Origin of the sequence: Microbulbifer litoralis, from assembly GCF_023634065.1 — a bacterium.
Taxonomy (GTDB): Bacteria; Pseudomonadota; Gammaproteobacteria; order Pseudomonadales; family Cellvibrionaceae; genus Microbulbifer; species Microbulbifer litoralis.
The window spans coordinates 146,178-170,536 of sequence record NZ_JALKCV010000002.1 but is presented as its reverse complement, the minus strand read 5'-3'; the positions used below and the strand labels follow the sequence as shown (position 1 = coordinate 170,536).

At 63.0% G+C, this 24,359-nt stretch carries 26 protein-coding genes and 2 tRNA genes; 5 read left to right on the top strand and 23 right to left on the bottom strand.

The window, feature by feature from the left end:
- Positions 1-110 precede the first annotated feature (110 nt).
- From MWN76_RS04130 to MWN76_RS04110, 5 genes are all read right to left on the bottom strand, one after another.
- On the bottom strand, positions 111-1,004 hold the full coding sequence (locus tag MWN76_RS04130; protein ID WP_250459542.1) for a glycerophosphodiester phosphodiesterase family protein: 894 nt from the start codon (positions 1,002-1,004) through the stop codon (positions 111-113).
- Complete coding sequence (locus MWN76_RS04125) at positions 964-1,245, bottom strand: hypothetical protein (RefSeq protein ID WP_250459540.1); 282 nt, start codon at positions 1,243-1,245, stop codon at positions 964-966. The genes MWN76_RS04130 and MWN76_RS04125 overlap by 41 nt, the downstream gene beginning before the upstream one ends.
- A complete protein-coding gene (locus MWN76_RS04120) occupies positions 1,238-2,341 on the bottom strand; it encodes a phosphoribosylaminoimidazolesuccinocarboxamide synthase (protein WP_250459539.1) in 1,104 nt (367 codons plus the stop codon). Before MWN76_RS04120 ends, MWN76_RS04125 begins: the two co-directional genes overlap by 8 nt.
- A gap of 124 nt (positions 2,342-2,465) precedes the next feature.
- Positions 2,466-3,578: an AI-2E family transporter gene (locus MWN76_RS04115; protein WP_250459537.1), complete on the bottom strand. Its 1,113-nt coding sequence runs from the start codon at positions 3,576-3,578 to the stop codon at positions 2,466-2,468.
- Between the two features lie 18 nt (positions 3,579-3,596).
- Complete coding sequence (locus MWN76_RS04110) at positions 3,597-3,857, bottom strand: sulfurtransferase TusA family protein (protein ID WP_250459536.1); 261 nt, start codon at positions 3,855-3,857, stop codon at positions 3,597-3,599.
- Between the two features lie 227 nt (positions 3,858-4,084).
- On the opposite strand from MWN76_RS04110, the gene MWN76_RS04105 reads away from it, so the two are divergent.
- Positions 4,085-5,581 (top strand): M48 family metalloprotease, encoded by a 1,497-nt coding sequence (locus MWN76_RS04105; protein WP_250459535.1) that lies wholly within the window; start codon positions 4,085-4,087, stop codon positions 5,579-5,581.
- A 95-nt stretch (positions 5,582-5,676) separates the two neighbouring features.
- Here MWN76_RS04105 and nadA read toward each other — a convergent pair whose 3' ends face one another.
- From nadA to MWN76_RS04015, 18 genes are all read right to left on the bottom strand, one after another.
- Positions 5,677-6,735 (bottom strand): quinolinate synthase NadA, encoded by a 1,059-nt coding sequence (gene nadA, locus MWN76_RS04100; protein WP_250459534.1) that lies wholly within the window; start codon positions 6,733-6,735, stop codon positions 5,677-5,679.
- A 144-nt stretch (positions 6,736-6,879) separates the two neighbouring features.
- A tRNA-Lys gene (locus MWN76_RS04095) sits at positions 6,880-6,955 on the bottom strand.
- Between the two features lie 96 nt (positions 6,956-7,051).
- Positions 7,052-7,127, bottom strand: a tRNA-Lys gene (locus MWN76_RS04090).
- A gap of 130 nt (positions 7,128-7,257) precedes the next feature.
- Complete coding sequence (gene queC / locus MWN76_RS04085) at positions 7,258-7,935, bottom strand: 7-cyano-7-deazaguanine synthase QueC (RefSeq protein ID WP_250459533.1); 678 nt, start codon at positions 7,933-7,935, stop codon at positions 7,258-7,260.
- Positions 7,936-8,004: 69 nt separating this feature from the next.
- A complete protein-coding gene (queE, locus tag MWN76_RS04080) occupies positions 8,005-8,664 on the bottom strand; it encodes a 7-carboxy-7-deazaguanine synthase QueE (protein ID WP_250459532.1) in 660 nt (219 codons plus the stop codon).
- A 108-nt stretch (positions 8,665-8,772) separates the two neighbouring features.
- Positions 8,773-9,642 (bottom strand): YbgF trimerization domain-containing protein, encoded by an 870-nt coding sequence (locus tag MWN76_RS04075; protein ID WP_250459531.1) that lies wholly within the window; start codon positions 9,640-9,642, stop codon positions 8,773-8,775.
- Positions 9,643-9,659: 17 nt separating this feature from the next.
- On the bottom strand, positions 9,660-10,142 hold the full coding sequence (locus MWN76_RS04070) for an OmpA family protein (RefSeq protein WP_250459530.1): 483 nt from the start codon (positions 10,140-10,142) through the stop codon (positions 9,660-9,662).
- A 114-nt stretch (positions 10,143-10,256) separates the two neighbouring features.
- Positions 10,257-11,555 (bottom strand): Tol-Pal system beta propeller repeat protein TolB, encoded by a 1,299-nt coding sequence (gene tolB / locus MWN76_RS04065; protein ID WP_250459529.1) that lies wholly within the window; start codon positions 11,553-11,555, stop codon positions 10,257-10,259.
- The gene (gene tolA / locus MWN76_RS04060; protein ID WP_250459528.1) at positions 11,552-12,328 is read right to left on the bottom strand and encodes a cell envelope integrity protein TolA; all 777 of its coding nucleotides are present in this window, start codon (positions 12,326-12,328) and stop codon (positions 11,552-11,554) included. Before tolA ends, tolB begins: the two co-directional genes overlap by 4 nt.
- 6 nt (positions 12,329-12,334) lie before the next feature.
- On the bottom strand, positions 12,335-12,766 hold the full coding sequence (gene tolR, locus MWN76_RS04055) for a protein TolR (protein WP_250459527.1): 432 nt from the start codon (positions 12,764-12,766) through the stop codon (positions 12,335-12,337).
- 16 nt (positions 12,767-12,782) lie between these two features.
- Positions 12,783-13,478: a protein TolQ gene (tolQ, locus tag MWN76_RS04050; RefSeq protein WP_250459526.1), complete on the bottom strand. Its 696-nt coding sequence runs from the start codon at positions 13,476-13,478 to the stop codon at positions 12,783-12,785.
- 4 nt (positions 13,479-13,482) lie between these two features.
- Positions 13,483-13,887 (bottom strand): tol-pal system-associated acyl-CoA thioesterase, encoded by a 405-nt coding sequence (ybgC, locus tag MWN76_RS04045; RefSeq protein WP_250459525.1) that lies wholly within the window; start codon positions 13,885-13,887, stop codon positions 13,483-13,485.
- Positions 13,888-14,096: 209 nt separating this feature from the next.
- Complete coding sequence (ruvB, locus tag MWN76_RS04040) at positions 14,097-15,152, bottom strand: Holliday junction branch migration DNA helicase RuvB (RefSeq protein ID WP_250459524.1); 1,056 nt, start codon at positions 15,150-15,152, stop codon at positions 14,097-14,099.
- Between the two features lie 120 nt (positions 15,153-15,272).
- Positions 15,273-15,884, bottom strand: coding sequence for a Holliday junction branch migration protein RuvA (gene ruvA, locus MWN76_RS04035; RefSeq protein WP_250459523.1), 612 nt, complete (start codon positions 15,882-15,884; stop codon positions 15,273-15,275).
- Between the two features lie 183 nt (positions 15,885-16,067).
- Positions 16,068-16,595, bottom strand: a complete 528-nt coding sequence (ruvC, locus tag MWN76_RS04030) for a crossover junction endodeoxyribonuclease RuvC (RefSeq protein WP_250459522.1) — start codon at positions 16,593-16,595, stop codon at positions 16,068-16,070.
- A gap of 165 nt (positions 16,596-16,760) precedes the next feature.
- Positions 16,761-17,504 (bottom strand): YebC/PmpR family DNA-binding transcriptional regulator, encoded by a 744-nt coding sequence (locus tag MWN76_RS04025; protein WP_250459521.1) that lies wholly within the window; start codon positions 17,502-17,504, stop codon positions 16,761-16,763.
- A 220-nt stretch (positions 17,505-17,724) separates the two neighbouring features.
- Positions 17,725-19,503, bottom strand: coding sequence for an aspartate--tRNA ligase (gene aspS / locus MWN76_RS04020; protein ID WP_250459520.1), 1,779 nt, complete (start codon positions 19,501-19,503; stop codon positions 17,725-17,727).
- Between the two features lie 105 nt (positions 19,504-19,608).
- The gene (locus MWN76_RS04015; RefSeq protein ID WP_250459519.1) at positions 19,609-19,893 is read right to left on the bottom strand and encodes an FmdB family zinc ribbon protein; all 285 of its coding nucleotides are present in this window, start codon (positions 19,891-19,893) and stop codon (positions 19,609-19,611) included.
- Positions 19,894-20,184: 291 nt separating this feature from the next.
- Here MWN76_RS04015 and MWN76_RS04010 point away from each other — a divergent pair, with 291 nt between their 5' ends.
- The 4 genes from MWN76_RS04010 to MWN76_RS03995 all read left to right on the top strand — a co-directional run bounded on the left by MWN76_RS04010 (position 20,185) and on the right by MWN76_RS03995 (position 24,308).
- Positions 20,185-20,583 carry an HU family DNA-binding protein gene (locus MWN76_RS04010; protein WP_250459518.1) on the top strand — a complete coding sequence of 133 codons (399 nt, stop codon included), beginning with the start codon at positions 20,185-20,187 and terminating at the stop codon, positions 20,581-20,583.
- A gap of 144 nt (positions 20,584-20,727) precedes the next feature.
- The gene (locus MWN76_RS04005; RefSeq protein ID WP_250459517.1) at positions 20,728-22,455 is read left to right on the top strand and encodes a proline--tRNA ligase; all 1,728 of its coding nucleotides are present in this window, start codon (positions 20,728-20,730) and stop codon (positions 22,453-22,455) included.
- 154 nt (positions 22,456-22,609) lie between these two features.
- Positions 22,610-23,176 (top strand): lytic transglycosylase domain-containing protein, encoded by a 567-nt coding sequence (locus MWN76_RS04000; RefSeq protein WP_250459515.1) that lies wholly within the window; start codon positions 22,610-22,612, stop codon positions 23,174-23,176.
- 67 nt (positions 23,177-23,243) lie between these two features.
- Positions 23,244-24,308, top strand: coding sequence for a helix-turn-helix domain-containing protein (locus tag MWN76_RS03995; protein WP_250459514.1), 1,065 nt, complete (start codon positions 23,244-23,246; stop codon positions 24,306-24,308).
- Positions 24,309-24,359: the final 51 nt, after the last annotated feature.

Sequence of the window (24,359 nt, the reverse complement as noted above, 5' to 3'; positions counted from 1 at the left end):
GGGAATTGTGGCGAATTGTGGCGGCGGACATGGCCGCCGTGTGCATCGTACGCACCGGCCCGGGGCCTGCGCGCGCGGTCTGGCCACTGGTGCACATGGTGCGTTCTACACTAATGGGCCGACAGGAAAGAGTCGGCGCCTGCAATATCGCCGGTAATGATTCCGATACCGCTATCAAGCAGGTTGGATTCCGGTTGAAGTTTTCGGTGCTTGCTCCAGAGATAAACCCGGCTGCCGTGCCTCTGAGCCCTGGCGGCAAACTGCTGCGGCCAGCCCCACAGGTAACCTGCAAATTTGGGAGGCACAACGATATTGGTGTTGGCGCAGGCCTTAGGGAAAAAGCGACTCCAACCGTAGAGCAGGTAATCCCGGATACAGCGTTTGTCGGAAGCCATGCTCAGTGCCGTGCGCCGGGACCCGCGGTGCTCATACAGAGGCAGGTTCTCGTCGGCAGCAAAGTGGAAGAAATTGTTCCGCTGTCCAGGGGGCAACGAGCGCTTGTAATCCAGCAGCGCCTTGACGGTCTTCGCGTCAGCGGTTTTCAGGTTGAGCCAGATCTCGAGCCGCGGGTAACGTGTCACCACCTCGTCCAGCGAGGGAATACGATATCCCTTGCCGCGCCAGGGGAATGACTCGCCGTCGTCGAAAGTGTAGCCGTAGCCGGCATCGAGGGATTGCAACTGGTCGAGCGTCTGTTCGGAGGTGACGCCCTTACCGTCGGTGGCACAATCCAGTGTCCAGTCGTGGAATACGGCAAATTTTCCGTCCGCCGTGTGATGGAGATTGAGGTGAATCGCATCGAAACCCGCGGCGACGGAGGCATCGATCGATTGCAGCGTATTCTCGATATGGCGGTTCGGGGTCTCCAGGATCTGGCTGGCGATACACCGATGATCGAAGGTGGCGTAATCCAGCAACTGGCCACCGCCGCGGTAGGCGACCAACCGCCCTTTCTCTGCCGATTCATAGCCCGGCGCTGTCAACGCCAAGAACAGAATTGCCAACACCAATACCAATACCAATACCAATACTAATACCACAGAGAGCAGTTTTCTTTTCATCCGTTTCCCCCGATTGCTTTTTTTTGTCAACGATAAAGAGGCTCAGCGATTGAACCAGGCAAAGCAGGCGGGATTCGGCCAGATACTGGCTTTGCGGAGGCCAAAAATGGCGAATTGTGGCTGGGCACAAAAAAACCGGCAGTTGCCGGTTTTCTTGTACGTTGTAATAAACGGGCTCAGTCAATCAAACCGTAACCATCGCGCAGGACGCCGATCAGCTCCGCTTTCGGGTTGTCGGAGATTTCCAGCTTCCCGCCGATAATCTTCTCGGCGATTCCGACATAGGTCGCGGAGACATCCATCAGCATGGATTCCGGCAGCTCGTTGTCGCGCGCCAGCGCCTGGCGCTCGTCCATGCGCTCCTTGTTGAGCAGGATATCCGGATCCGGGAAGTGGTTCAGCAATGCCTGGCGGAAGCCCTCCTTGGAATTTTCCACCACCCTGCCGTTGCGGTACTGCTCGCCGTCCCAGAGGCGGGAGGAGTCCGGCGTGCCCACTTCGTCCATGTAGATCAGCTTCTCCCGGCCATCGGTGCCGGTGACATAGCCGAATTCGAATTTGGTATCGACGAAGATCTGGTCGATCTTTTCCAGCTCGGTGGAGATTGCGGCGAAGCCCTCTTTCAACAGTTTTTCGTAGCGATCGATGTCCCCGGCACTGCGGAAATTGAACGCTTCGAAATTGTCTTCGATATTCTTGCGGGTGATATTCACATCGTCCGCTTCCGGCACACCCGGAATACCCTTGAGAATGCCCTTGGTGGACGGGGTGATCAGCAGTTCTGGCAGTTTCTGGTCTTTCTGCAGGCCGCCGGGAATCCGGATGCCGCAGAACTCGCGCTCACCTCCGGCGTAGGCGCGCCACATGGAACCGGTGATGTACTGGCGCGCGATCGCCTCGATCATGACCGGGCGGGCCTTCTGCACGATCCACACCAGCGGGTGCGGGATATCCAGGATATGGCTGTCGGCCAGCCCCCTGTCCCTGAATAGCTGGAACCAGTGGTTGGCGATGGCGTTCAGCGCCGCGCCCTTGCCGGGTACGCCGCGCATGCCGCCCTCGCCGGTCCAGATGCAATCGAAGGCGGAGATGCGGTCGGAGATCACCATCACCGCCAGCGGTGCGTCGGGGGCCACCGGGTAGCCCTTTTCCTCGATCAGGCGCCGGCTGTCGGCTTCTGTCAGCCAGTAGACCGAGCGGACCTTGCCGCTGTGGACGGGTTTATCGGTGCGGATCGGCAAATCGTCATTGACCGCCAGTACTTTGCCAGCAAGGCTCATGGGTCATTCCTAATCAGGGTTGATATTGAGGAGCAGAATCCAGGCGCGGCTCTAAATGCAGGCACGGACTCTAAATACAGACACGGCACTTGGCAAACCCCGGGCGGAGACAGGATAGCGCGGCCTATGCCGATGGTTCCGTGTCGACCGTGGTCTCCTCCACCTCCTTGGCCTGCCACTCGGCCTGGTGTTCCGCGGTGGGCCAGGCGTTCATGATGGCCTTGAGCAGGGTCGCCAGCGGAATGGCGAAGAATACACCCCAGAAGCCCCAGATACCGCCAAAGAACAACACCGCCAGGATGATCGCCACCGGGTGCAGGTTGACCGCCTCGGAGAACAGCAGCGGCACCAGCACATTGCCATCCAACAGTTGGATGATGCCGTAGGCCAGCATCAGGTAGAAAAACTCGCTGCTCCAGCCCCACTGGAACAGGCCGATGGCAGCCACCGGAATGGTCACCACCGCGGCACCGATATAGGGGATCAGCACACTGAGGCCCACGGCGACCGCCAGCAGCAGCGCGTAGTTGACCCCCAGCGCCAGGAAGGCGGCGTAGCTGACCACCGCCACTATGGCGATCTCGATCACCTTGCCGCGCACGTAGTTGGCCACCTGGTCATTCATCTCGTGCCAGATCTGGCGCAGCATCGGCCGGTGGTTGGGCAGGAAGGACGTGCACCAGCCGACCAGTCTGTCCGAGTCCTTCAGGAAAAAGAACACCAGCAGCGGCACCACCACCGCGTAGATCAACACTCCGGCGAGTATCGGCAGGTTGGCCAGCGAGAAGGTCAGCAACGTCTGGGTCACATTGCCCAGCTCGCTGCCGATGGTATTGAAAATCTCGTCGATCTGTTCGGCGCTCACCAGGCGCGGGTAGCGCTCCGGCAACAGCAGCAGCAGTTGCTGCCCCTGTTCGATCATATTCGGCAGCTCGGCAAACAGCCGCACCAGCTGGCGCCAGATAATCGGCAGTACCACCAGGAACAGCGCGACGATGGTCCCCACCAGCACCAGGCAGGAGAGGCTCACCGCCAGCCAGTGGGGCACCCGCCAGGATTGCAGCCGTTGAACCATGCCCTGCATCAGGAAGGCGATGATCAGTGCCGCCAGTACCGGTGCCAGCACCTGCCCCAGCGTGGCCAGCACCACCAGGGCCGCCAGCAGCAACAGTACCAGCAACACGACTTCTTCCTGGCTGAAATAGCGGTTTACCCAGTGTTTGACAATGGTCAGCATAAATTCGGCATTCTCATCTTATCCGGCCCGCAGCCAGTAGCGGTAACAGTCTCCGCCGCGCTCGGCGCGCAGCAGCGGGCGGCCGCCCAGTACTGCGAAGCTGTGAAAATCGCGCCAGGAGCCGCTGTCCGTGGCCAGCACGCACAGCAGCGTGCCGGCCGGGTACTCCCGCAGCGCCCGGCGCATGGCCAACAGTGGTTGCGGGCACGACAGGCCGCGGGCATCCACGGTGGCGGCACCCTCCCAGTCGGGCTCGCGATCGGCGGCGGATACTGTCATTGGCTTCGCGGTCACTTTCTATCGATCGGCGCATTATAGCGCGTATGTTCGGCGGGAATCCGCGCCGGCTCAAGCGCCGCGCAAATTTATCCGGCGGGCCGTGACCGCAGGCGACCGTTTCCGAGAACCTTTTCTCGCCGCACTGGTCAAAACCTCGACAGTTCGCTGAGGTTGCCATAGAGTTGTCCCAGAGATCTCCCCGGAACCGACCGAGCAGTAAACAACCGATGATCGACCTGACAATGAACAGCCCCCTGCGCCGGCTCCGGCGACGCCTCGGCGGCGGCCTGGCCGCGCTGGGCATGGGGCTGCTGCTCGGCAGTGTGCCGCCGGCAGCGCTGGCGGACGACGACCAGATACGGCTGCCCGAGCTGGGCGATGCCACCAGCGGCGTGGTCTCCCACGCGCGGGAGAAAGAGCTGGGACAGATGTGGCTGCGCATGTTCCGCAGCCAGGTGCCCACCTCCAACGACGCCCTGCTGCAGCAGTATGTGGAAAAGACGGTCAAGAGCCTCGCCGAGTACAGCCCGCTGGAGGACAAGGCCATCGACGTGGTGGTGGTCAACAACGAAACCATGAACGCTTTCGCCGTCCCCGGCGGTGTCATGGGGATTCACACCGGCCTGTTCCTGTTTGCCGAGAACGAAGACCAGTTCGCGTCGGTTGTCGCGCACGAACTGGGCCACCTGAGCCAGCGCCACTACGCGCGCTCCCTGGAAGCGCAGCGCAACAGCACCATTCCCACCCTGGCGGGCATGCTGGGCGCGCTGGTTCTGGCCGCCACCGCCGGCGGCGATGCCGGTATCGCCGCCATGACCGCAACCCAGGCCGCGGCCCTGGACAGCCAGTTGCGCTTTTCGCGCCAGAATGAGCAGGAAGCCGACCGGGTCGGCATCGAGACACTGGCCAAGTCCGGGCGCGACCCGGAGGCGGCCGGCGAGATGTTCGAGCAGATGCTCAGGGCCACCCGCTACTACCGCCGACCGCCGGAATTCCTGCTCACCCACCCGGTAACCGAAAAGCGTATCGCCGACGCCAGGCTGCGTGCCAACCGTATGCCGGACACGGAAACCACCGACAGCCTCGACTACCACCTGATGCGCGCCCGTATCCGGGTCAGGGCCGAAGCCACGCCGCAGCAGGCGGTCAAGCGCTTCCAGGCGGAGCTGCGCGGTATCAATGACAGCGAGGAAGCGGCCCGCTACGGCCTGGTGCTGGCGCAGATCGACGCCGGCAAGCCCGACAATGCACTGGAGACCCTGCAGCCGCTGCTGGACGCGCGACCGGACAAGAATGCCTACATACTGGCGCGGGCGGATGTCGACATCACCCGCCACGCCTACGATGCGGCCACCGACCGCCTGCGGTCCGCACTGGACAGGAATCCCGGCGATCACGCGCTGACCATGGGCCTGGCCAACGCCCACTTCAAGGCCGGCAACTATGTGACAGCGGAGCGTATCCTGGAAAGGCACAGCCGCACCCGCCGCAAGGATCCGTCGGTCTGGTACCTGCTGGCGGAAACCCACGGCCTGGCCGGCGATATCGTCGGCGTGCACGAGGCGCGCGCCGAGTACTACATCTTGAACGGCGTCTTCGACAAGGCCGCCCAGCACCTGCGCCACGGTATCCGCCTGACCAAGAACGACTACCAGACCCACGCGATCCTGGAGCAGCGGCTGAAGGATGTACTGAAGATGCAGCAGGAAGCGAAAGAGCTGTAGGGTATTCCGTATTCATGAGGCGCGTCCCTGCGCCTCACCCGCTACGCGGGCAGCCTCCGGCTGTGCAAGTCTGCTCCCGGCAGGTTTGCCCGCATTCAGTCTAACGGCTTGCGGAAATCCAGCATCCGCTGCAGCGGAATCATCGCGCGCCGGCCCAGGTCCGGGTCCACCAGTATCTCGTTGTCGCCCCGCTCCAGTACCCCGCACAGGTTTTCCAGGGAGTTCATCGCCATCCACGGGCAGTTGGCGCAGCTGCGGCAGGTGGCACCGGCGCCGGCCGTCGGCGCGACAATCAGCTCCTTGTCCGGGCACTGCTGCTGCATCTTGTAAAAGATGCCCTGGTCGGTGGCGACGATAAAACGCTTCTCCGGCCGGGTCCTGGCCGCGTTGATGATCTGCGAGGTGGAACCCACCACGTCCGCCAGCTCCACCACGGACGCCGGCGATTCCGGGTGCACCAGTACCGCCGCGTCCGGGTACAGGGCCTTCAGGTCGGAAACCCCCTTGGCCTTGAACTCCTCGTGCACGATACAGGCGCCGTTCCACAGCAGTACATCGGCACCGGTTTCCCGCTGCACATAGCTGCCCAGGTGCTTATCTGGCGCCCACAGGATCTTCTCGCCCTGCTCGTCCAGGTGGTCCACCACGTCCAGCGCGATACTGGAGGTCACTACCCAATCTGCGCGGGCCTTGACCGCGGCAGAAGTGTTCGCATAGACGACGACCGTGCGGTCGGAGTTGGCGTCGCAGAAGGCGGAGAATTCCTCCGGTGGGCAGCCGAGGTCCAGGGAGCAGGTAGCCTCGAGGGTGGGCATCAGCACGCGCTTTTCCGGCGTCAGGATCTTGGCGGTCTCGCCCATGAACTTGACCCCGGCGACGATCAGGGTATCCGCCTGGTGCTCGGCGCCGAAACGCGCCATCTCCAGCGAATCCGACACACAACCGCCGGTCTCCTCGGCCAGCGCCTGGATCAGCGGGTCCGTGTAGTAGTGGGCCACCAGCACCGCGTTCTGCTCCTTGAGCAGTCGCTTGATACGCTCGCGCCACAGCTGTAGCTCCTCTTCACTGTATTGGTGCACCGCCGGTTCGGCCAGGTGCGCCTGCACGATATCGCGGGAATCGGTGTTTTGTGTGGGAACCAACTTCTCGGTCATGCTATCTACCACTAGCGGAAAAGCGCGCATTATAGCCTTTTGTGACGCGACTGTTGCAGCCCGCCATCGCCACCGTCAAGTGTAAGTCAGCGGAGAGACAGCCCGGGGCCATTCGGTGAACAGGACGGACAGGGGAAGGAAATATGGTGGGTCGTGCTGGATTCGAACCAGCGACCAATTGGTTAAAAGCCAACTGCTCTACCAACTGAGCTAACGACCCTTGAAGAAGGAGCGCATCATACTGATCTGGCATTGAAAAGCAATGCCGGTGCCAGACCAGCAAAAAGGGCCGCCACTGGCGGCCCTTTCCGGAATATGGTGGGTCGTGCTGGATTCGAACCAGCGACCAATTGGTTAAAAGCCAACTGCTCTACCAACTGAGCTAACGACCCTTTGATGCCTCGCTGTGAGGAGCTGCGTATCTTACGGATCTATTTCCAAAAGACAATACCCGCCGCCAAAAAAATCCTGCTAATTTAAGGGCTTAGCCTCCCGCGACCGGAGGCCGCACAATTGCCCCGATCAGCCCGCGTAGACGGTCGGGTCCGCTAGCCCGGCCTCGGCAAAACCGGCGGCCCGCAAGCGGCAGCTGTCGCAACGGCCGCAGGCAGCGCCATCCGGCTGTGCCTGGTAGCAGGATACTGTCAGACTGTAGTCGACTCCCAATTCGGTACCGCGGCGGACGATGTCGGCCTTGGTCATGTCCATCAGCGGCGCGCGGATATGGAGCCTGTGCCCCTCGACGCCGGCGCGCGTGGCCAGGTTGGCCATTTTTTCGAAGGCCTCGACATATTCGGGGCGGCAGTCCGGATAGCCGGAGTAGTCCACCGCGTTGACGCCCACAAAGATATCCTGTGCGCCCAGTACCTCCGCCCAGCCCAGGGCGATGGACAGGAATACCGTGTTGCGCGCCGGCACGTAGGTGACCGGTATACCGCTGGTCTCCTCTTCGGGCACATCGATACTGTCGTCGGTCAGTGCGGAACCGCCTATCGCGCGCAGGTCGAGTTGTACCACCTTGTGCTCGCGGGCATCCAGGTCCGCGGCAACCCGCTGCGCGGCCATCAGTTCGGCGCTGCTGCGCTGGCCGTAGTCAAACCCCAGCGCGTAGCATTCGAAACCCTCGGCGCGGGCCATCGCCAGTGTGGTGGCGGAATCCAGGCCGCCGGACAGCAGGACAACAGCTTTTTGCGTAGTCATTGTTTCCTCGTGAATCAGTACCGGGCCCTCTCCCCGGTGGGAGAGGGCGTCATTCTTTCGGGTTGCGGCTTACACTCCCGGGATATCGCCCCAGAGCAGTTTGTGCATCTGCAGTTGCATGCGCACAGGCAGGCCGGCCTCGAGGATCCATTCGGCCAGTTGCCGCGGCTTGAGCTGTTCGTAGCTGGGGGAAAACAGCACCTCGCCCACCCGCTCGGTCAGCCGGTAGCGGTCGACGGCGAAGCTGGCCCAGTCGAAATCCGCGCGGTCGCAGATGACGAACTTGACCTGGTCGCGCTCGTTGAGCGCATCGATGTTTTCCATGCGATTGCGGTGCTGCTCGCCGGAGGCCGGGGTTTTCAGGTCCACTACCCGCGATACCCGCGGATCCACCTGCTCCACCGGCATGGCGCCACCGGTCTCCAGCGACACCCGGTAGCCGGCATCGCAGAGCGCGGTCAGCAGCGGCAGGCAGTTGGGCTGCGCCAGCGGCTCACCGCCACTGACACAGACGTGGCGCGCGGGATGGCTTTGTACCTGCTGCAGGATCTGCGCCAGAGTCATGCGTTCACCGCCGTGGAAGGCGTACTCGGAATCGCAGTAGGTGCAGCGCAGCGGGCAGCCGGTCAGGCGCACGAACACCGTCGGGTAGCCGGATTCCCGCGCCTCTCCCTGCAGGGAATAGAAAATTTCGGTGATGCGGAGCGACTCCGCGGTCAAGTCAGTCATTGCCACCACAATAGAAAACGCCCGGGCGGCTTGTGCCACCCGGGCGCGGGATCATAGAGCTTTTGTGGTCAAAAAACCAGCGGCCGGACTGGGGACCGGCCCGGGCCCCTAGAAGTTCTGCTCCAGGTACTTCCTGGCCAGGCCCGAGGCGCGGGCATCGCTGGCGGCGACCTGCTCCAGCAGATCGCGGGCCTTCTTCTCCTCACCCAACTGGTGGTAGACGGTACCGAGCTTGTAGCGGCCATCCCAGACCTTGGTGGAATTGGGATAACCGTCCAGCAGGGACACAAACCACTGGCGCGCCTCTTCCAGATTGCCCTGCACCAGTGCTATCTCACCCAGCCAGTAGTTGGCATTGGGCGCATAGCGGCCCTCGGGGTAATCCTCCAGCAGCTTCCTGAACTCGGCGCTGGCGCCGTCGTAATCGCCCTCGCGGGCGAGGCCGAAGCTGGCCTGGTAGCGGTCGCGCTCGTCTTCGCTGGCCGCCGCCGGCTCGCTGGCAGCGGGCTGTGACGGGCTGGACAGGCCATTGTCACCCGACTCTTCCCCGCCATCGCCAGGCGCGCCATCGGCGGGGGCACTGCCGGACAGGCGGGAAATGCGGCGGTCCAGGTCCATGTAGTCATCGGTGCGCTGCTGCTTGAGGCGCTTGACCTCATGGCGCAGCTCTTCCACCGCACCGCGCAACTCCTGGACTTCCTGCTGCAACACCTGCATCTGGTAGTAGGCATCGGCCTGCTGGTTGCCCTGGGCCCGCGGGCGCTGCGCGGCCGGAGCCCGCGCCAGCTGGGTGTCGCGGTAGGCGGGTTCGGAGGTGGTTGAATCCGGATACGACGAACTGGCGGAATCCGGATATGAGGACGCCGACTGCTGCTCACTGTCGTTCGACAGGTCGACAATCGGCGCCTGTGAGAATACGGGCGACGCCGCAGCCAGTGTGGCTGCGGCAATCGCGATCTGTTTAATCGTCAAAGCCATGTTGGCAGCTTACACGATTATTTTACGATCACAACGCGGCGGTTCATGGCGCGGGCACTCTCGCTGGAACCGTTCTGGGCCGGGCGCTCTTCACCGTAGCTGATCACTTCCAGGCTGTTGGCGTCTACACCCTGCAGCACCAGGAAGTCGCGCACGGCGTTGGCACGGCGCTCACCCAGGGCCAGGTTGTACTCGCGGGTGCCCAGTTCGTCGGCGTGGCCCTCGAGGCGCACGCTGGCGCTGGAGTCGCGCAGGCGATCGGCGTGCTGGATCAGCAGCTCGCGGGTGGACGGCTTCAGCAGGGACTGGTCAAAGTCGAAGTAAACGACATTGTCCAGCGGTGTGGCTTCCACCGGCTCCGCCGGGGTTTCCACGACCGGCTCCTGGGGCTGCTGGGTCATCTGCTGTTGTGCACTGTCATCGGTATCGGTGCTGGAACAACCGGCCATTACCGCCAGGACACAGGCCAAACCCAGGCCAGTTTTTACTGATTTCAACATAAGCAACTCCGCTATTTAGTGTTATAAAAAATCCTGAAAGATATTTTGTCTGAATCCATACCCGCCGCGGGCAAAAGCCACGATCGAACGAGCACCCCTCACACTCCAAGAAAGTCAATCAAAGTATGGCGACCACGCCGGCTCGCGAACATCCCCCCGTTGGGACGGCAGGTTGTACTTACCACCGGCATCCAGCGATACCGCTGCCAGAATTCCCTTGTTTCCCCGCTTGGTGGCATACATCAGCATGGCGCCGTTCGGTGCGATACTGGGGGACTCATCCAAGCTCGTCTCCGTGAGGACACGCATTCTGCCAGACTTGATATCCATCGTCGCAATCGTGAATACCCCCCTGCTGCGATGAACCATGACCAGCGTTTTCCCATCCGGCGACACCCGCGGTCTAGCGTTGTAGTCGCCATCGAAGGTTAAGCGGTCCACTTGACCGGTGGCAAGGGTCAATTCGTAAATTTGTGGCTTACCTCCCCTATCTGAGGTGAAAACCAGTGATTTGCCATCCGGCATCCAGTTCGGTTCGGTGTCGATGGCAAAGTGCCGCGTCATCCGGGTGAACTTGCCGGAGTTCAGATCCAATACATAGATCTCCGGATTGCCGTCTTTCGAAAGCACCATGGCCAGTTTAGTTCCGTCCGGCGACCAGGTCGGCGAGCTGTTGATGCCCTTGAAGTTGGTCAACTGCTGGCGCGCCCCGGTGCGCAGGTTTTCGCGGAAGATCGCCGGGCGGCCGGTCTCGAAGGACACATAGGCGACTTCCTGGCCGTCCGGTGACCACATCGGCGACATCACCGGCTGGTCGAAGCGGCGCACTTCGCGCGCGCGCGCGCCGTCGATATCCGCGCGCATCAACGCGTAGCTGGGACGGCCGTTGCGGGTCGTCTCCTGCACGTAGAGCATCTCCGTGGAGAAAGCCCCGCGAATATTGGTGATCGCCTCGAAGATCTCGTCCGCCGCGCGGTGGGCGATATCCCTGAGCTGCTGGCTGCTGCCGCGAACCTGTTTGGTGAACACCTTGCTCTGGCCGAAGATGTTCGTCAGGTCGAACGTCAGCAGGTAGCCGCCCGCCTGGGGTTCCATACGACCGGTAACGACGTATTCGGTTCCCAGTATCCGCCAATCCCGGAACACCACATCCTCCGGTGTTTTCGGGAAAGACAGCATGTCTTCCCGCGGCACCGGCGCAAACAGGCCGCTGCGGCGCAGGTCCGCGGAGACAATCTCCGACACATCCTCGGACAGTACGCCGCTGCCAGACCAGGCGAACGGCGAGATGGCGATCGGTGTCGGGTTCTGGACATCCCCGGAAATCTCCACCACCAACTGCGCCTGCGCGGCCGCGACCAGCAGGCAGTTGGCAATGGTGACTATCAGGAACAACTTGAGTTTTTTGATCATTGGCGCAGGCCTTCGACTCTGAAAATCAATCGGGTTGTACGTACTTCGCGTTCGAACAGTGCCGGCTCCTCGCGGGCCAGGTCCGCCACTTCGGGGAACACTTCCACCTTGCGCACGGCGTTGATCACCGAGCGGTCCAGTGCCGCATTGCCGCTCCCCTCGACAATGTTGGTGGCCACCACGCGCCCGGTGGGCACGAAGTTGATCTGCACTTCGGTGACCATACCATTGCGCGCGCTGGGCGGCAGGTTCCATACCGACTCGATGCGCTGCTGGATTGCCTGGGCGATGGACATCACCGCCTGGGCGTCCTCGCGCGCGTCGAGCAGTTCCTCTTCATCCTCCAGCGCCTCGTCAAAAGCACTCTGGCGCTCGCGCTCCAGTTGCTCTTTCTGCTCCCGCTCCTTGCGCTCTTTCTCCTGACGGGCCTTTTCCTCGGCCGCCTTGCGTTTGCGCTCGGCTTCGGCCTTGCGCTTCTTGTCCGCCTCCGCCTTTTTCTTGCGTTCCAGCGCGGCGCGGCGCTCGCGCTCGGCCTCCGCCTGGCGCTGGCGCTCCAGCTCCCGCTGGCGGCGCTTCTCGCGCAGGTCGACCTTCTTTGGCGCCTGTTTCTTCTTCACCGTCGCATCGACCGTGACCAGCTTCGCCTGTACAAACTGCGGCATGGTGCGCTTGGGCTCCTTGGTCGCCTCCCAGCCGAAGCCGAGTACAGCGATCAGCAGCCCGTGGAGCAGCAGGCTGACAAAGACCGGCAATAGATAGGAATTAACCCGCATCTCGCACTATTCCTGCGGCGGCTCGGTGACCAGGCCCACGCTGGGCGCACCGGCCTGCTGCAGATGGGTCATGGCGCTGACGATCAGGCCGTACTTGGCCTCGGTATCCCCCCACACCAACACCGGCGTCTTGGGTTTTTGACGCAGAACCTTGGCGACAGTTTCCTTGATGTCCTCCAGCGGCTTGGCCACTTTCTCGTCCTCGCCCAGGTTCAGGTAGTAGGTCCCGTCTGCGCGCACCGACACGATCAGCGGCTCGTCGTCGGTATCGTCGATCGGCGCCGAGGGCGCGTTGGGCAGGTCCACCTTGACCCCCTGCATCAACAGCGGCGCCGTGACCATGAACACGATCAGCAGTACCAGCATCACGTCGATATAGGGGACGACGTTGATCTCCGATACCAGTTTCTTTTTCGGGCCTTTGCGAAATACACCCATGTTTCGCTCCGCTTGCTCAGGCCGAGTGCACTTTGCGGTGCAGGATGGAGGAGAACTCCTCGGCGAAGGTCTCGTAGCTGGACAGCAGCCACTCCGCCTTGGCCGAGTAGCGGTTGTAGGCCATCACCGCCGGAATCGCGGCAAACAGGCCCATGGCGGTGGCCACCAGCGCCTCACTGATCCCCGGCGCCACCGTGGCGATGGTGGCCTGGTGCATGGTGGCCAGGCCGCGGAAGGAATTCATGATGCCCCAGACGGTGCCAAACAGGCCGATATAGGGGCTGACCGAACCCACGCTGGCCAGGAACGGCAGGTTCATCTCCGCCTTCTCCTGCTCGCGGGACATGGCCACGCGCATGGCGCGCTCGGTGCCCTCCATCACCGCCTCGGGGCTGCTGCGGCCCTGGCTCTGCTGGCGCAGGCGGGTGAATTCGGTGAAACCGGCGCGGAACAGGGACTCGACCCCGTCGGTCTTGCCGCGTTCGGCGCGGGCGTTGCCCTCGCGGAACAGCTGGTTGAGGTCGGCGCCGGACCAGAAGCGGCGCTCGAAGTTGATCAGCGCCCTGCGCGCGCGGGACAGGTAGAGACCACGCTGCACGATCATGACCCAGGATATCACCGAGGCCAGCAGCAATAGCAACATGACCAGCTGGACCAGAAGACTGGCGTTCTGTATCAGCCCCCACAGGGAAAGTTGTTCACCGGCGTTCATTTTTCTAACAAGCTGCCTTTAATGCTGAATGAATGGGTTCGGGGAGCGCGCAGGGCCTGCGGCTGTCATCCGAGACGCAAGCGACTTTGACCACGCCCTCGCAAATAATTTCATCATTGCGCCATATTTTTTGTTCGAAGGTCATCGCGGCACGCCCCAGTCTGCCAAGGGCCGCCGTGACCCGCAACGAATCGTCGAGCCAGGCCGAGCGGCGGTACTGGATCTCGGCCGAATGCACCACCAGCAACAGGCCCTCCTGTGGCATGGCGGGCTTATCATAGCCGAGCGAACGCATGAATTCTGTGCGCGCGCGCTCCATATACTTCAGGTAATTCACGTAATAGACGATTCCGCCCGCGTCTGTATCCTCGATATAGACGCGGATGGGGAGGGTGAAGGGGGTGGTCATGGGGGTCCGTTATCGCTCTTTGGGTGGTTTTGGGTATCCGTTTGTCGGGTGGTTTTCGGGACTCGGGACTCGGGACTCGGGACTCGGGACTCGGGACTCGGGACTCGGGACTCGGGACTCGGGACTCGCAGGATTGTGCTGCGGGAACCGCGGCGCATACAAACACGTCATACCCGGCGGGTTTGCCCTCCCGAGCGGCCAGAAGGAAGCTATTCCTTCTGGCTTCCACGGCCACCTCCCCGAGTCCCGGCTCTATCCGGCCTGGGGATACCGAAATGCTCGTAGGCCAGCCCCGTCACCACCCGCCCACGGGGGGTCCGCGCCACATAGCCCTGCTGGATCAGGTAGGGCTCTATCACATCTTCCAGGGTATCCCGCTCCTCGCTGACCGCTGCGGCGAGACTGTCCACCCCCACCGGGCCGCCTTCGAACTTCTCGATCATCGCCAGCAGCATGCGCCGATCCAGCTGGTCGAAACCGCTGGCGTCCACGTTGAGCATATTCAGCGCCGCGTCGGCGATGGCCGAATCCACCGTGCCGTTACCCTTCACCTCCGCGTAGTCGCGCACCCGGCGCAGCAGGCGGTTGGCGATGCGCGGCGTGCCGCGGGCGCGACGCGCCACTTCCAGAGCGCCGCCCTCGTCCATCTGCACACCCATCAGGCCGGCGGAGCGCCGCACGATATGGGTCAGGTCGGTCACGTTGTAGAATTCCAGCCGCTGCACGATACCGAAACGGTCGCGCAGCGGCGAGGTCAGCAGGCCGGCGCGGGTGGTGGCACCCACCAGCGTAAACGGCGGCAGGTCCAGCTTGATCGAGCGCGCCGCCGGGCCCTCGCCGATCATGATATCCAGCTGGTAGTCCTCCATCGCCGGGTAGAGCACCTCCTCCACATGGGGGCTCAGGCGGTGGATCTCGTCGATAAACAGCACATCGCCCGGCTCGAGGTTGGTCATGATCGCGGCCAGGTCGCCGGCCTTTTCCAGTACCGGACCCGAGGTGGTCTTGATGGCCACGTCCATCTCCGCAGCGATGATATTCGCCAGGGTGGTCTTGCCCAGACCGGGCGGGCCGAACACCAGCGTGTGATCCAGGGCCTCGTCGCGCAACCTGGCGGCCTGGATAAAGATCTCCATCTGCTCGCGCACCACCGGCTGGCCGACATAGTCCGCCAGGGATTTGGGACGCACGGCGCGGTCGTGTCGCTCCTCCTGACCGGAAGGACCGATGGGTTCGGGGGCAATCAGGCGGTCGGCTTCGATCACGGGAGGGTCTCCGAATGCGCAATGCGCGGGCAGACCGCTTGCCGGCCCGGAGCATCGGCTCCGCGATCAGAGCTCTTCACGCTGCGATAGTTTGTTCCCTGCATCGTTTTACTCATTCCACTACGCCGGCGCCAGGCTCTTCAGGGCCAGGCGGATCAGCGTGGCGCTGTCGGCATCCGGCTGTTCCTTGCTGGCGCGGGCCACCATCTTGCTGGCCTCGGTGGGCTTGTAACCCAGCGCTGCCAGGGCACTCTCGGCCTCGCCGGCACTATCCACTGTCGGCTCGGCGGAAGCCGCCATCAGCGGGATATCGTTGGCGTCGCCGAACTGCGGCGCCAGCTTGTCCCGCAGCTCCACGATCAGGCGCTCGGCGGTCTTCTTGCCGACGCCGGGTACCTTGACCAGTGCCGCCACGTTGTCCTCGGCCACACAGCGGGACAGCGCGGCGCCGTCCAGGCCGGAGAGTATCGCCAGTGCCATTTTGGGGCCCACGCCATTGACCTTGATCAAGGTGCGGAACAGCTGGCGGTCGGCGTCGCGGATAAAGCCGTACAGGGTCTGGGCAGTTTCCGACACCGCCAGGTGGGTGTGCAACTGCACCTGCTGCCCCTGGGCCGGCAGCTCGAAAATGGTGGTCATGGGGGCGAGCACCTCGTAGCCGACCCCCTGCACATCCACCAGCAGCAGCGGGGGTTGTACGGCGGCGATGGTGCCGCTCAGTCTTCCTATCATTCTTCTATCTCAATAGGTGCCAACTGGCAATGCGTTCGATGCGAAGGTGCTGATGCCGGTGCTCCCTTGCGGGACTGTCTGCGAGAGGGACCTCGCAGACAAGCCTACAGGGATGTATTCACGGCGTGTCCCGCAAGGGAGTACCGGCAGCAGCGCCGCCCCGGAACCCGCAGAACCCCCGCACTAAATACTGAGGCGCCCGCGGCGGAAACGGCCGCGGGCGCCCCCGGCGGCCTGCACCAGGGTCTGTGTGGTATGCATATGGCACAGCGCCACGGCCAGGGCGTCGGCGGCATCCTCCTGCGGGGCGGCGGGCAGGGCCAGCAGCGTCTTGACCATATGCTGCACCTGCAGCTTGTCCGCCGCGCCGGTGCCCACCACGGCCTGCTTGACCTTGCGCGCCTCGTACTCCGACACCGGCAGGTCCGCATTGACGGCGGCGACGATGGCGGCGCCGCGCGCCTGGCCCAGTTTCAGCGCCGAACCGGCGCTCTTGGCCATGAACACATTCTCGATCGCCATCTGTGCCGGGCGATACTGGGTCGCAATCTGGCTGATCGCATCGAAAATAAGCTTCAGGCGTTCGGGCAGCGGCCCGTCAGGGATACGGATCACGCCACTGGCGACATAGGCGGCCTTGCTGCGCTGCACATCGATCAGGCCGTAGCCGGTCTTGCGCGAGCCGGGGTCGATGCCCAGGATCCGGGTCAAGGGCCGCTCCCTCCAATAATATCTGTACGTTTATATAGTGGCGGGAGTTTCCCAAGGCGGGCGGGAGGCGTCAAGTTGATGATGAGGGATAAGTAACTGGTGGCGAGTGGGCCGTGGTGGCGGGCCTGCGGCCCGCATACGGAGCTGGAGCTCCGCGCACCCGGGTTATCCCAGCTCGGCCATCACCTCTTCCGGGATATCCGCGTTGGTGTAGACATTCTGCACATCGTCCAGGTCTTCCAGCATATCCACCAGCGCCAACACCTTCTCGGCGCCGTCCTTATCCAGCGGGATGGTGGTGGACGGGATCATGGCAATCTCGGCACCGTCCGGCTTGAAGCCGGCCTCGGTCAGCGCGTCCTTCACCGGCATATAGTCCTGGAATTCGGTGGTGACCTCGATGCTGCCATCGTCGCTGGTTTCGATATCGTCGGCACCGGCCTCCAGGGCCGCTTCCATCAGCGCGTCCTCGTCGGTGCCCGACTCGTAATACATCTGCCCCTTGCGCGTGAACAGGTAGGCCACCGAGCCATCGGTGCCCAGGTTGCCGCCGCGCTTGGTAAACGCGTGCCGCACCTCGGCCACGGTGCGGTTGCGATTGTCCGTCAGGCACTCCACCAGGATAGCCACACCGCCGACACCGTAGCCCTCGTAGGTGCAGGCCTCGTAGTTGTCACCCTCGGCATTGCCGGCGCCGCGGGCGATGGCCTTATCAATGGTGTCCCGCTTCATGTTCGCGCCCAGGGCCTTGTCGATGGTGGCGCGCAGGGTGGGGTTGTCGTCCGGGTTGGCGCCGCCCTTGGCGGCCACGGTCAACTCACGGATGATCTTGGTGAAAATCTTGCCGCGCTTGGCATCCTGGGCCGCCTTGCGGTGTTTGATATTGGCCCATTTACTGTGTCCAGCCATTATTCTCTCCGGTATTTCTGTGGGAGCTTGCCCTGCAGGCGATTACCGCGAAGTCCCCGGAAATCGTTTGCAAGGCAGCCTCCCACATTACTCTCTTAATTCTCAAGCTTCGGAGTTCAGTTCCGGGGCCGGGTGCCGGGCCGCACCCTGTCCCGGATTCCGCTGCGCTCCATCCGGGCTACACCGATCAATCCGGAATCCCGAACGCCGAACCTGAGTATTAACTGACCTTCTCTTCCTTCTGGCGCAGGCGGATATTCAGCTCGCGCAGCTGCCTGGAATCCACGGTGCCCGGTGCGTCGGTCATGACGCAGGCAGCGCTCTGGGTTTTCGGGAAGGCGATCACGTCGCGAATGGAATCGCTGTCGGTCATCAGCATCACCAGGCGGTCGAGGCCAAAGGCCAGGCCGCCGTGGGGCGGCGCGCCGTATTTCAGCGCGTCCAGCAGGAAGCCGAATTTCTCCCGCTGCTCCCGCTCGCCGATACCCAGCACGCGGAAAACCGCTTCCTGCATCGACTGGTCGTGGATACGGATGGAGCCGCCGCCCAGCTCGGTGCCGTTCAGCACCATATCGTAGGCGCGCGACAGCGCTTCCAGCGGGTTCTGTTCGAGCTGATCCGGCGAGCAGGATGGCGCCGTGAACGGATGGTGCAGCGAGGTCAGGCTGCCGTCGTCCTCTTCCTCGAACATGGGGAAGTCCACCACCCACAGCGGTGCCCACTCGCGGATGTACAGCTGCAGGTCTTCGCCCAGCTTGCAGCGCAGCGCGCCCAGGGCCTCGGACACGACCTTGGCCCTGTCGGCGCCAAAGAAGATCAGGTCGCCGTTGTCGGCTTCCAGCCGGTCGAGAATCGCCGCGCGGGTCTCATTGGGCAGGAACTTGACGATCGGCGACTGCAGGCCACCCTCCAGGTCGCTGCGGTCGTTGACCTTGATATAGGCCAGGCCCTTGGCGCCGTAGATGCCGACGAACTTGGTGTAGTCGTCGATCTGCTTGCGGGTCAGTTTGTCGTTGCCGCCGGGCACTTTCAGTGCGGTCACGCGGCCTTTCGGATCGTTGGCCGGGCCGGAGAAGACCTTGAAGTCCACTTCCGCCATCAGGTCCTTGATCTCGACCATCTCCAGCGGGATGCGCAGGTCCGGCTTGTCGGAGCCGTACCTGAGCATCGCCTCGTAGTAGGTCATGCGCGGGAACTCGCCCAGCTCCACACCCTTCAGCTCGCTGAACAGGCGGCGCACCATATCCTCGGTGATGGACATGATGTCGCCCTCTTCCAGGAAGGCGGTCTCGATATCGATCTGGGTGAATTCCGGCTGGCGATCCGCGCGCAGGTCCTCGTCGCGGAAACACTTGGCGATCTGGTAGTAACGGTCGAAGCCGGACACCATCAGCAACTGCTTGAACAACTGCGGCGACTGCGGCAGGGCGAAGAACTTGCCCTCGTGGGTGCGGCTCGGCACCAGGTAGTCGCGGGCGCCCTCGGGGGTGGCGCGGGTCAGGATCGGCGTTTCGATATCCAGGAAGCCCTCGCCGTCCAGGTAGTTGCGGATGGCGGTGGTCAGCCGGGAGCGGAAGCGCAGGTTGTGCTGCATCTCGGTACGGCGCAGGTCCAGGTAGCGGTACTTGAGGCGCACGTCCTCGCCCACTGCCGTGTGCTCGTCCAGCTGGAAAGGCACGGTTTCGGCGGTGTTCAGGATCTCCAATTCGGTACCGTAGATCTCGATCTCCCCGGTGGCCATGTTCGGGTTGACCGCCTCCGCGGCGCGGGCGCGCACGCGGCCGGTGACCTTGAGCACATACTCGCTGCGCACCCGGTCGGCCTTCTCGAAGTACTCAGCGGCGTCCGGGTCGAACACCACCTGGGCGATACCGTCGCGGTCGCGCAGGTCGATGAAGATGACCCCGCCGTGGTCGCGGCGGCGGTCAACCCAGCCACAGAGGGTTACAGTGCGGTCAATATCCGCAGAGCGAAGGGCGCCACAGTAGTCGGTGCGCATGGATGCAAATTCCCGTTGTCGGTTGGTTAATCGTATTGGTCCCTGATCCGGCATCAGAGCCTGCAGGGGCCGGGAACAGCGCGTCCGCCCCGGCTTTCAGGGCTCTCAGCTGGCCGCTGCCGGCTTGTCCGTCGACGGCTTGGCCTTGGATTGCCCCTTGCTCTCCCCCTTGGAGGAGGACTGCTCGCCGGCCAGGTTCTTCTTGCCGCCGGTCTTGAAATCGGTCTCGTACCAGCCCCCGCCCTTGAGGCGGAAGCCCGCCGCAGAGATTTTCTTGCGCAGCTCGGCCCGGTCACAGGCCGGGCAGTCCGTCAGCGGAGCATCGCTGATCCGCTGCAATTTCTCCATTTCGTGGCCACAGGCCTTGCACTGATATTCGTAGATCGGCATTGGTCAATACCCAGTACATTAAGGGGCGCAGATTATACATGAGCCCCCGAGCGGGAAGAAGCTGTGGCGGCAAGGGGCAATATGGACACCATAAATCGAGCATGGAGATGCGGTCCCAACCCCAAAACTGAGTAAAAAAGCACTATTTTTCCCGTATTTTCCCGTGCGAGCGAACAAAAACTATATATACTTGCCCCAACACCTGTTGCGTCCCCCCGGGCCTTCCGCGGTAACGTAACGGGCGTACGAACATACTCTCACTGGAAAACACCACAAAGAAGGAAGCTACTCATGGCCGCAAAGAAAGCAGCTAAGAAAGCACCCGCCAAGAAGACCGCAGCCAAGAAGGCCGCAGCTCCGGCCAAGAAGGTCAAAGCGGTAAAAGAGAAGTACACCAAGACCCAGATCCTGAACCAGATCGCCGAGAACACCGAACTGAGCCGCAAGCAGGTACAGTCGGTCCTGGACGAACTGACCGATGTTATCCACAGCCACGTGAAGAAGCGCTCCGTGGGCGAGTTCGCCCTGCCGGGCCTGATGAAGATCACCACCGTGAAGAAGCCGGCCAAGAAGGCGCGCAAGGGCATCAACCCCTTCACCGGTGAAGAGACTATGTTCAAGGCCAAGCCGGCCAGCATCCAGGTCAAGGTACGCCCGCTGAAGAAGCTGAAGGAAATGGCTGAATCCTGATTTCGCCACTGCCGACAGCGAAAACCCCGCTGCGGCGGGGTTTTTTGTGCCCCCTCGCCAATAACCGGCTGGCCCTATCACAAAATCCCCGCTCCGGCGTAAAATGACCGGCCCTGAAAGCAACAACCACAGAACAGATTTCCTATGCGCGCATCCCGCTATCTGATCGCCACACAGAAAGAAACCCCCAACGACGCCGTGGTCATCAGCCACCAGCTGATGCTGCGCGCCGGCATGATCCGCCGCCTGGCCTCGGGCCTCTACACCTGGCTGCCGACCGGCCTGCGGGTGCTGCGCAAGGTGGAGTGCATCGTGCGCGAGGAAATGGACAGCGCCGGCGCCCTGGAAGTGCTGATGCCGGTCGTGCAGCCAGCCGAGCTGTGGCAGGAATCCGGCCGCTGGCAGGAATACGGGCCGGAACTGCTGCGCCTGCGGGACCGCCACGACAACGCCTTCTGCCTGGGCCCCACCCACGAAGAGGTGATCACGGACCTGATCCGCACCGAGATCAGCAGCTACAAGCAACTGCCGGCCAATTTCTACCAGCTGCAGACCAAGTTCCGCGACGAGATACGCCCGCGCTTCGGCGCAATGCGTGCGCGCGAGTTCACCATGAAGGATGCCTATTCCTTCCATATCGACCCGGACTCCCTGCAGGAGACCTACGACGCGATGCACGGCGCCTACTGCCGCATCTTCGAGCGCATCGGCCTGGACTACCGCCCGGTCCTGGCGGACACCGGCTCCATCGGCGGCTCCAGCTCCCACGAATTCCACGTACTGGCCGAGAGCGGCGAGGACGATATCGCCTTCTCCAGCGAGTCCCGCTACGCCGCCAATGTGGAACTCGCGGAAGCGGTGGCACCGGCGGGCGGGCGCCCGGCAGCCAGCGCGGATATGCAGCAGGTACACACGCCGGGGCAGAAAACCATCGCCGCGGTCAGCGAGTTCCTGAAGGCGGATCCGGCCCAATCGGTAAAAACCCTGATCGTGCTGGGCGAGGCCGGTGAAGATGAAAAGGCGCCGCTGGTGGCCCTGGTGCTGCGCGGCGACCACGAGTTGAACGAGCTGAAAGCGGAAAAACTGAAAGGTATCGCCAGCCCGCTCGAGTTCGCACCCGAGGAGCGCATCGTCGAAGAGCTCGGCTGTGGCATCGGCTCCCTGGGCCCGGTGGGTATGAACATCCACACCGTCGTCGATCGCGCCGCGGCGAACCTGGCCGATTTTATCTGCGGCGCCAACCTGGACGACTACCACTACACCGGCGTCAACTGGGACCGCGACACCCCGCTGGAACGCATCGAGGACCTGCGCAATGTGGTCGCCGGCGACCCGAGCCCGGACGGCAGGGGCACCCTGGAGATCAAACGCGGTATCGAGGTGGGCCATATCTTCCAGCTGGGCGACAAATACAGTCGCGCGATGAACGCCACGGTGCTGGACGAGAATGGCAAGGAGCAGGTGATGTCCATGGGCTGCTACGGCATCGGCGTGTCCCGTATCGTCGCCGCCGCCATCGAGCAGAACCACGACGACGCCGGCATCATCTGGCCCGAAGCGATCGCGCCCTTCCAACTGGCGATCGTGCCGATCAATATGCACAAGAGCGATGTGGTAAGGGAGAAGTGCGAGCACCTGTACGAATCCCTGCGCAAGCAGGGTGTCGACGTGTTGCTGATGGACGAACCCAAGGCCCGCCTCGGCGCCATGCTGGCCGACGTGGAACTGATGGGTATCCCGCACCGCATCGTGGTCGGCGATCGCGGCCTGGAAAAGGGCGTGGTGGAATACAAGGGCCGCCGCGATGCCGAGAGCCAGGAGTTTGCCGAATCGCAGTTGGAGGAAGTGCTGCTGAAAACGATCGGCAGCTGAGAAGCCGCTTTCGTCATGCCGGCGCAGGCCGGCCTACTCGTGTGCCACACTGGATCCCGGATCAAGTCCGGGATGACGATTGTGCGGGCAGCCCGACCCGCAATCCACGATTGCCCCTGCCCTTCCCTCCCGCCTTTCCGTAAAATCCGCTGTCATGATAAGAAAAAGCCTGACCACACTGCTGCTCTGCCTGCTTTTCACCGGCGCCCGGGCCCAGGAGAAGATCCCGGAGATAGACCCGGCGCTCAAGCGCGCACTGAAAGACGCGGTGACCCAGGCCGACAGCTTTGCCGACCGCTTCGATGCAGAAGTCTGGCTGATGTCCAAATCCCAGCCGCTGGCCCGCTACATCGAGGATCCCCAGGAGCGCATGCGGGTCCTCAAGGCCGTGCATCGCGAGGCCACCCTGGCCGGATTGCGGCCGGAAGTGGTGCTGGCGGTAATCCAGATCGAGAGCGCCTTCAATCCCTACGCCGTGTCCCGCGTCGGCGCCCAGGGCATGATGCAGGTGATGCCCTTCTGGAAAAACGAAATCGGCCGCCCGGAAGACAACCTGATCGATATGGACACCAACCTGCGCTACGGCTGCACCATCCTCAAACACTATATCGGCAAGGCCGACGGCAACCTGGCCAATGCGCTGGCCTATTACAACGGCAGCTACGGCCGCCACACTTACTCCAGCAAGGTACTGGATGCCTGGGCAGACCGATGGCGGTGAGTACAATGGGCGAATTGCAGGAATCGGGGAACAATAACTGCCCGCCTTCGGCCCCTGGTCGCCGAAAATGAGCGAGTGGTTTGTATTTTTTTCCGGCAGTGCCTGCGGCCTGTTGTTGCTGGCGGCGGCGCGGCTGGCAATCGGGTATCGGCAACAGGCCGCCGGGCGCTGGCTGCTCCTGCTGATCACCGGGGTTTTCTGCTACCTGCTGCGACCACTGCTGCCGCTGGAGAACCGCTTTATCGGGTTCCTGCTCGACCTGCCCACGATACTGGTTCCGGCGGCCTTCTGGCTGTTCGCACACCTGCTCAGCAGCGAGGGGGAATCCTTCCCGCGCTGGGGCTGGCTTCCGGTGGGACTCTCCGTGCTGGTCTCCGTGGCCGCCGGTTATATCGATTTTCCGCAAACCTCCCTGCTGCACGAAGTGCTCTACGTACTTTCACAGCCGCTCAAACTGGGCTTGATCGCCGCCGGCATGGTCGCCCTGCTGCAGCGCTACCAGTCGGACCTGGTGGCCGCGCGGCGTCGGCTGCGGGCGGCGCTGCTGATCGCCGTGGGCGGCTATATGCTGATCGTGATCTGCGCCGAATTCCTGTTTTCCTACCAGCCGGTTCCCGCCGGCGTGCCGACGCTGCACGCGGTTCTCGCCAGCCTGCTGACCCTCGCCGCCTGCCTGTGGTTGCTGGCGCTGTCGCCGGCCGCGCTGGTCGAGTCGATGCCCAAAGCGGAGGACAGCCCCGCGGTCGCCGAGAATAAGGAAACGCGTCCGGAACCGCTGGACGAACACCAGCTGCAACTGTTGGAAAAGCTCCACGCCCACATGAACAACGGCGGCTACCGCTACACCGGGCTCACCATCCGCACGCTGGCGGAACAGCTGGATGCCCGCGAGCACGTGCTGCGGGTACTGATCAACCGCCACCTGGGCTACCGCAACTTCAACGAATACCTGAACCAGTTCCGTATCGACGAAGCCAGCGCGCGCCTCGCCGACCCGGGCCAGGCACACCTGCCGGTGCTCTCCATCGCCCTGGATATTGGTTACCGCTCCCTGAGCCCTTTCAATGCCGCCTTCAAACGCCGCCACAACAGGACTCCCACCGAGTACCGGCGCGAACAGCTGCCGGCCTGATATGGCAGCGCCCGCTTTCCGAAGGGACAACACAAAAGGAAAGCCCATTTT

Bases quoted from the DNA above. Each gene is read 5' to 3' on its own strand.
- MWN76_RS04120 (WP_250459539.1), bottom strand. From the start codon at position 2,341: ATGAGCCTTGCTGGCAAAGTACTGGCGGTCAATGACGATTTGCCGATC.
- MWN76_RS04115 (WP_250459537.1), bottom strand. From the start codon at position 3,578: ATGCTGACCATTGTCAAACACTGGGTAAACCGCTATTTCAGCCAGGAA.
- MWN76_RS04110 (WP_250459536.1), bottom strand. From the start codon at position 3,857: ATGACAGTATCCGCCGCCGATCGCGAGCCCGACTGGGAGGGTGCCGCC.
- MWN76_RS04105 (WP_250459535.1), top strand. From the start codon at position 4,085: ATGATCGACCTGACAATGAACAGCCCCCTGCGCCGGCTCCGGCGACGC.
- nadA (WP_250459534.1), bottom strand. From the start codon at position 6,735: ATGACCGAGAAGTTGGTTCCCACACAAAACACCGATTCCCGCGATATC.
- queC (WP_250459533.1), bottom strand. From the start codon at position 7,935: ATGACTACGCAAAAAGCTGTTGTCCTGCTGTCCGGCGGCCTGGATTCC.
- queE (WP_250459532.1), bottom strand. From the start codon at position 8,664: ATGACTGACTTGACCGCGGAGTCGCTCCGCATCACCGAAATTTTCTAT.
- MWN76_RS04075 (WP_250459531.1), bottom strand. From the start codon at position 9,642: ATGGCTTTGACGATTAAACAGATCGCGATTGCCGCAGCCACACTGGCT.
- MWN76_RS04070 (WP_250459530.1), bottom strand. From the start codon at position 10,142: ATGTTGAAATCAGTAAAAACTGGCCTGGGTTTGGCCTGTGTCCTGGCG.
- tolB (WP_250459529.1), bottom strand. From the start codon at position 11,555: ATGATCAAAAAACTCAAGTTGTTCCTGATAGTCACCATTGCCAACTGC.
- tolA (WP_250459528.1), bottom strand. From the start codon at position 12,328: ATGCGGGTTAATTCCTATCTATTGCCGGTCTTTGTCAGCCTGCTGCTC.
- tolR (WP_250459527.1), bottom strand. From the start codon at position 12,766: ATGGGTGTATTTCGCAAAGGCCCGAAAAAGAAACTGGTATCGGAGATC.
- tolQ (WP_250459526.1), bottom strand. From the start codon at position 13,478: ATGAACGCCGGTGAACAACTTTCCCTGTGGGGGCTGATACAGAACGCC.
- ybgC (WP_250459525.1), bottom strand. From the start codon at position 13,887: ATGACCACCCCCTTCACCCTCCCCATCCGCGTCTATATCGAGGATACA.
- ruvA (WP_250459523.1), bottom strand. From the start codon at position 15,884: ATGATAGGAAGACTGAGCGGCACCATCGCCGCCGTACAACCCCCGCTG.
- MWN76_RS04025 (WP_250459521.1), bottom strand. From the start codon at position 17,504: ATGGCTGGACACAGTAAATGGGCCAATATCAAACACCGCAAGGCGGCC.
- aspS (WP_250459520.1), bottom strand. From the start codon at position 19,503: ATGCGCACCGACTACTGTGGCGCCCTTCGCTCTGCGGATATTGACCGC.
- MWN76_RS04015 (WP_250459519.1), bottom strand. From the start codon at position 19,893: ATGCCGATCTACGAATATCAGTGCAAGGCCTGTGGCCACGAAATGGAG.
- MWN76_RS04010 (WP_250459518.1), top strand. From the start codon at position 20,185: ATGGCCGCAAAGAAAGCAGCTAAGAAAGCACCCGCCAAGAAGACCGCA.
- MWN76_RS04005 (WP_250459517.1), top strand. From the start codon at position 20,728: ATGCGCGCATCCCGCTATCTGATCGCCACACAGAAAGAAACCCCCAAC.
- MWN76_RS04000 (WP_250459515.1), top strand. From the start codon at position 22,610: ATGATAAGAAAAAGCCTGACCACACTGCTGCTCTGCCTGCTTTTCACC.
- MWN76_RS03995 (WP_250459514.1), top strand. From the start codon at position 23,244: ATGAGCGAGTGGTTTGTATTTTTTTCCGGCAGTGCCTGCGGCCTGTTG.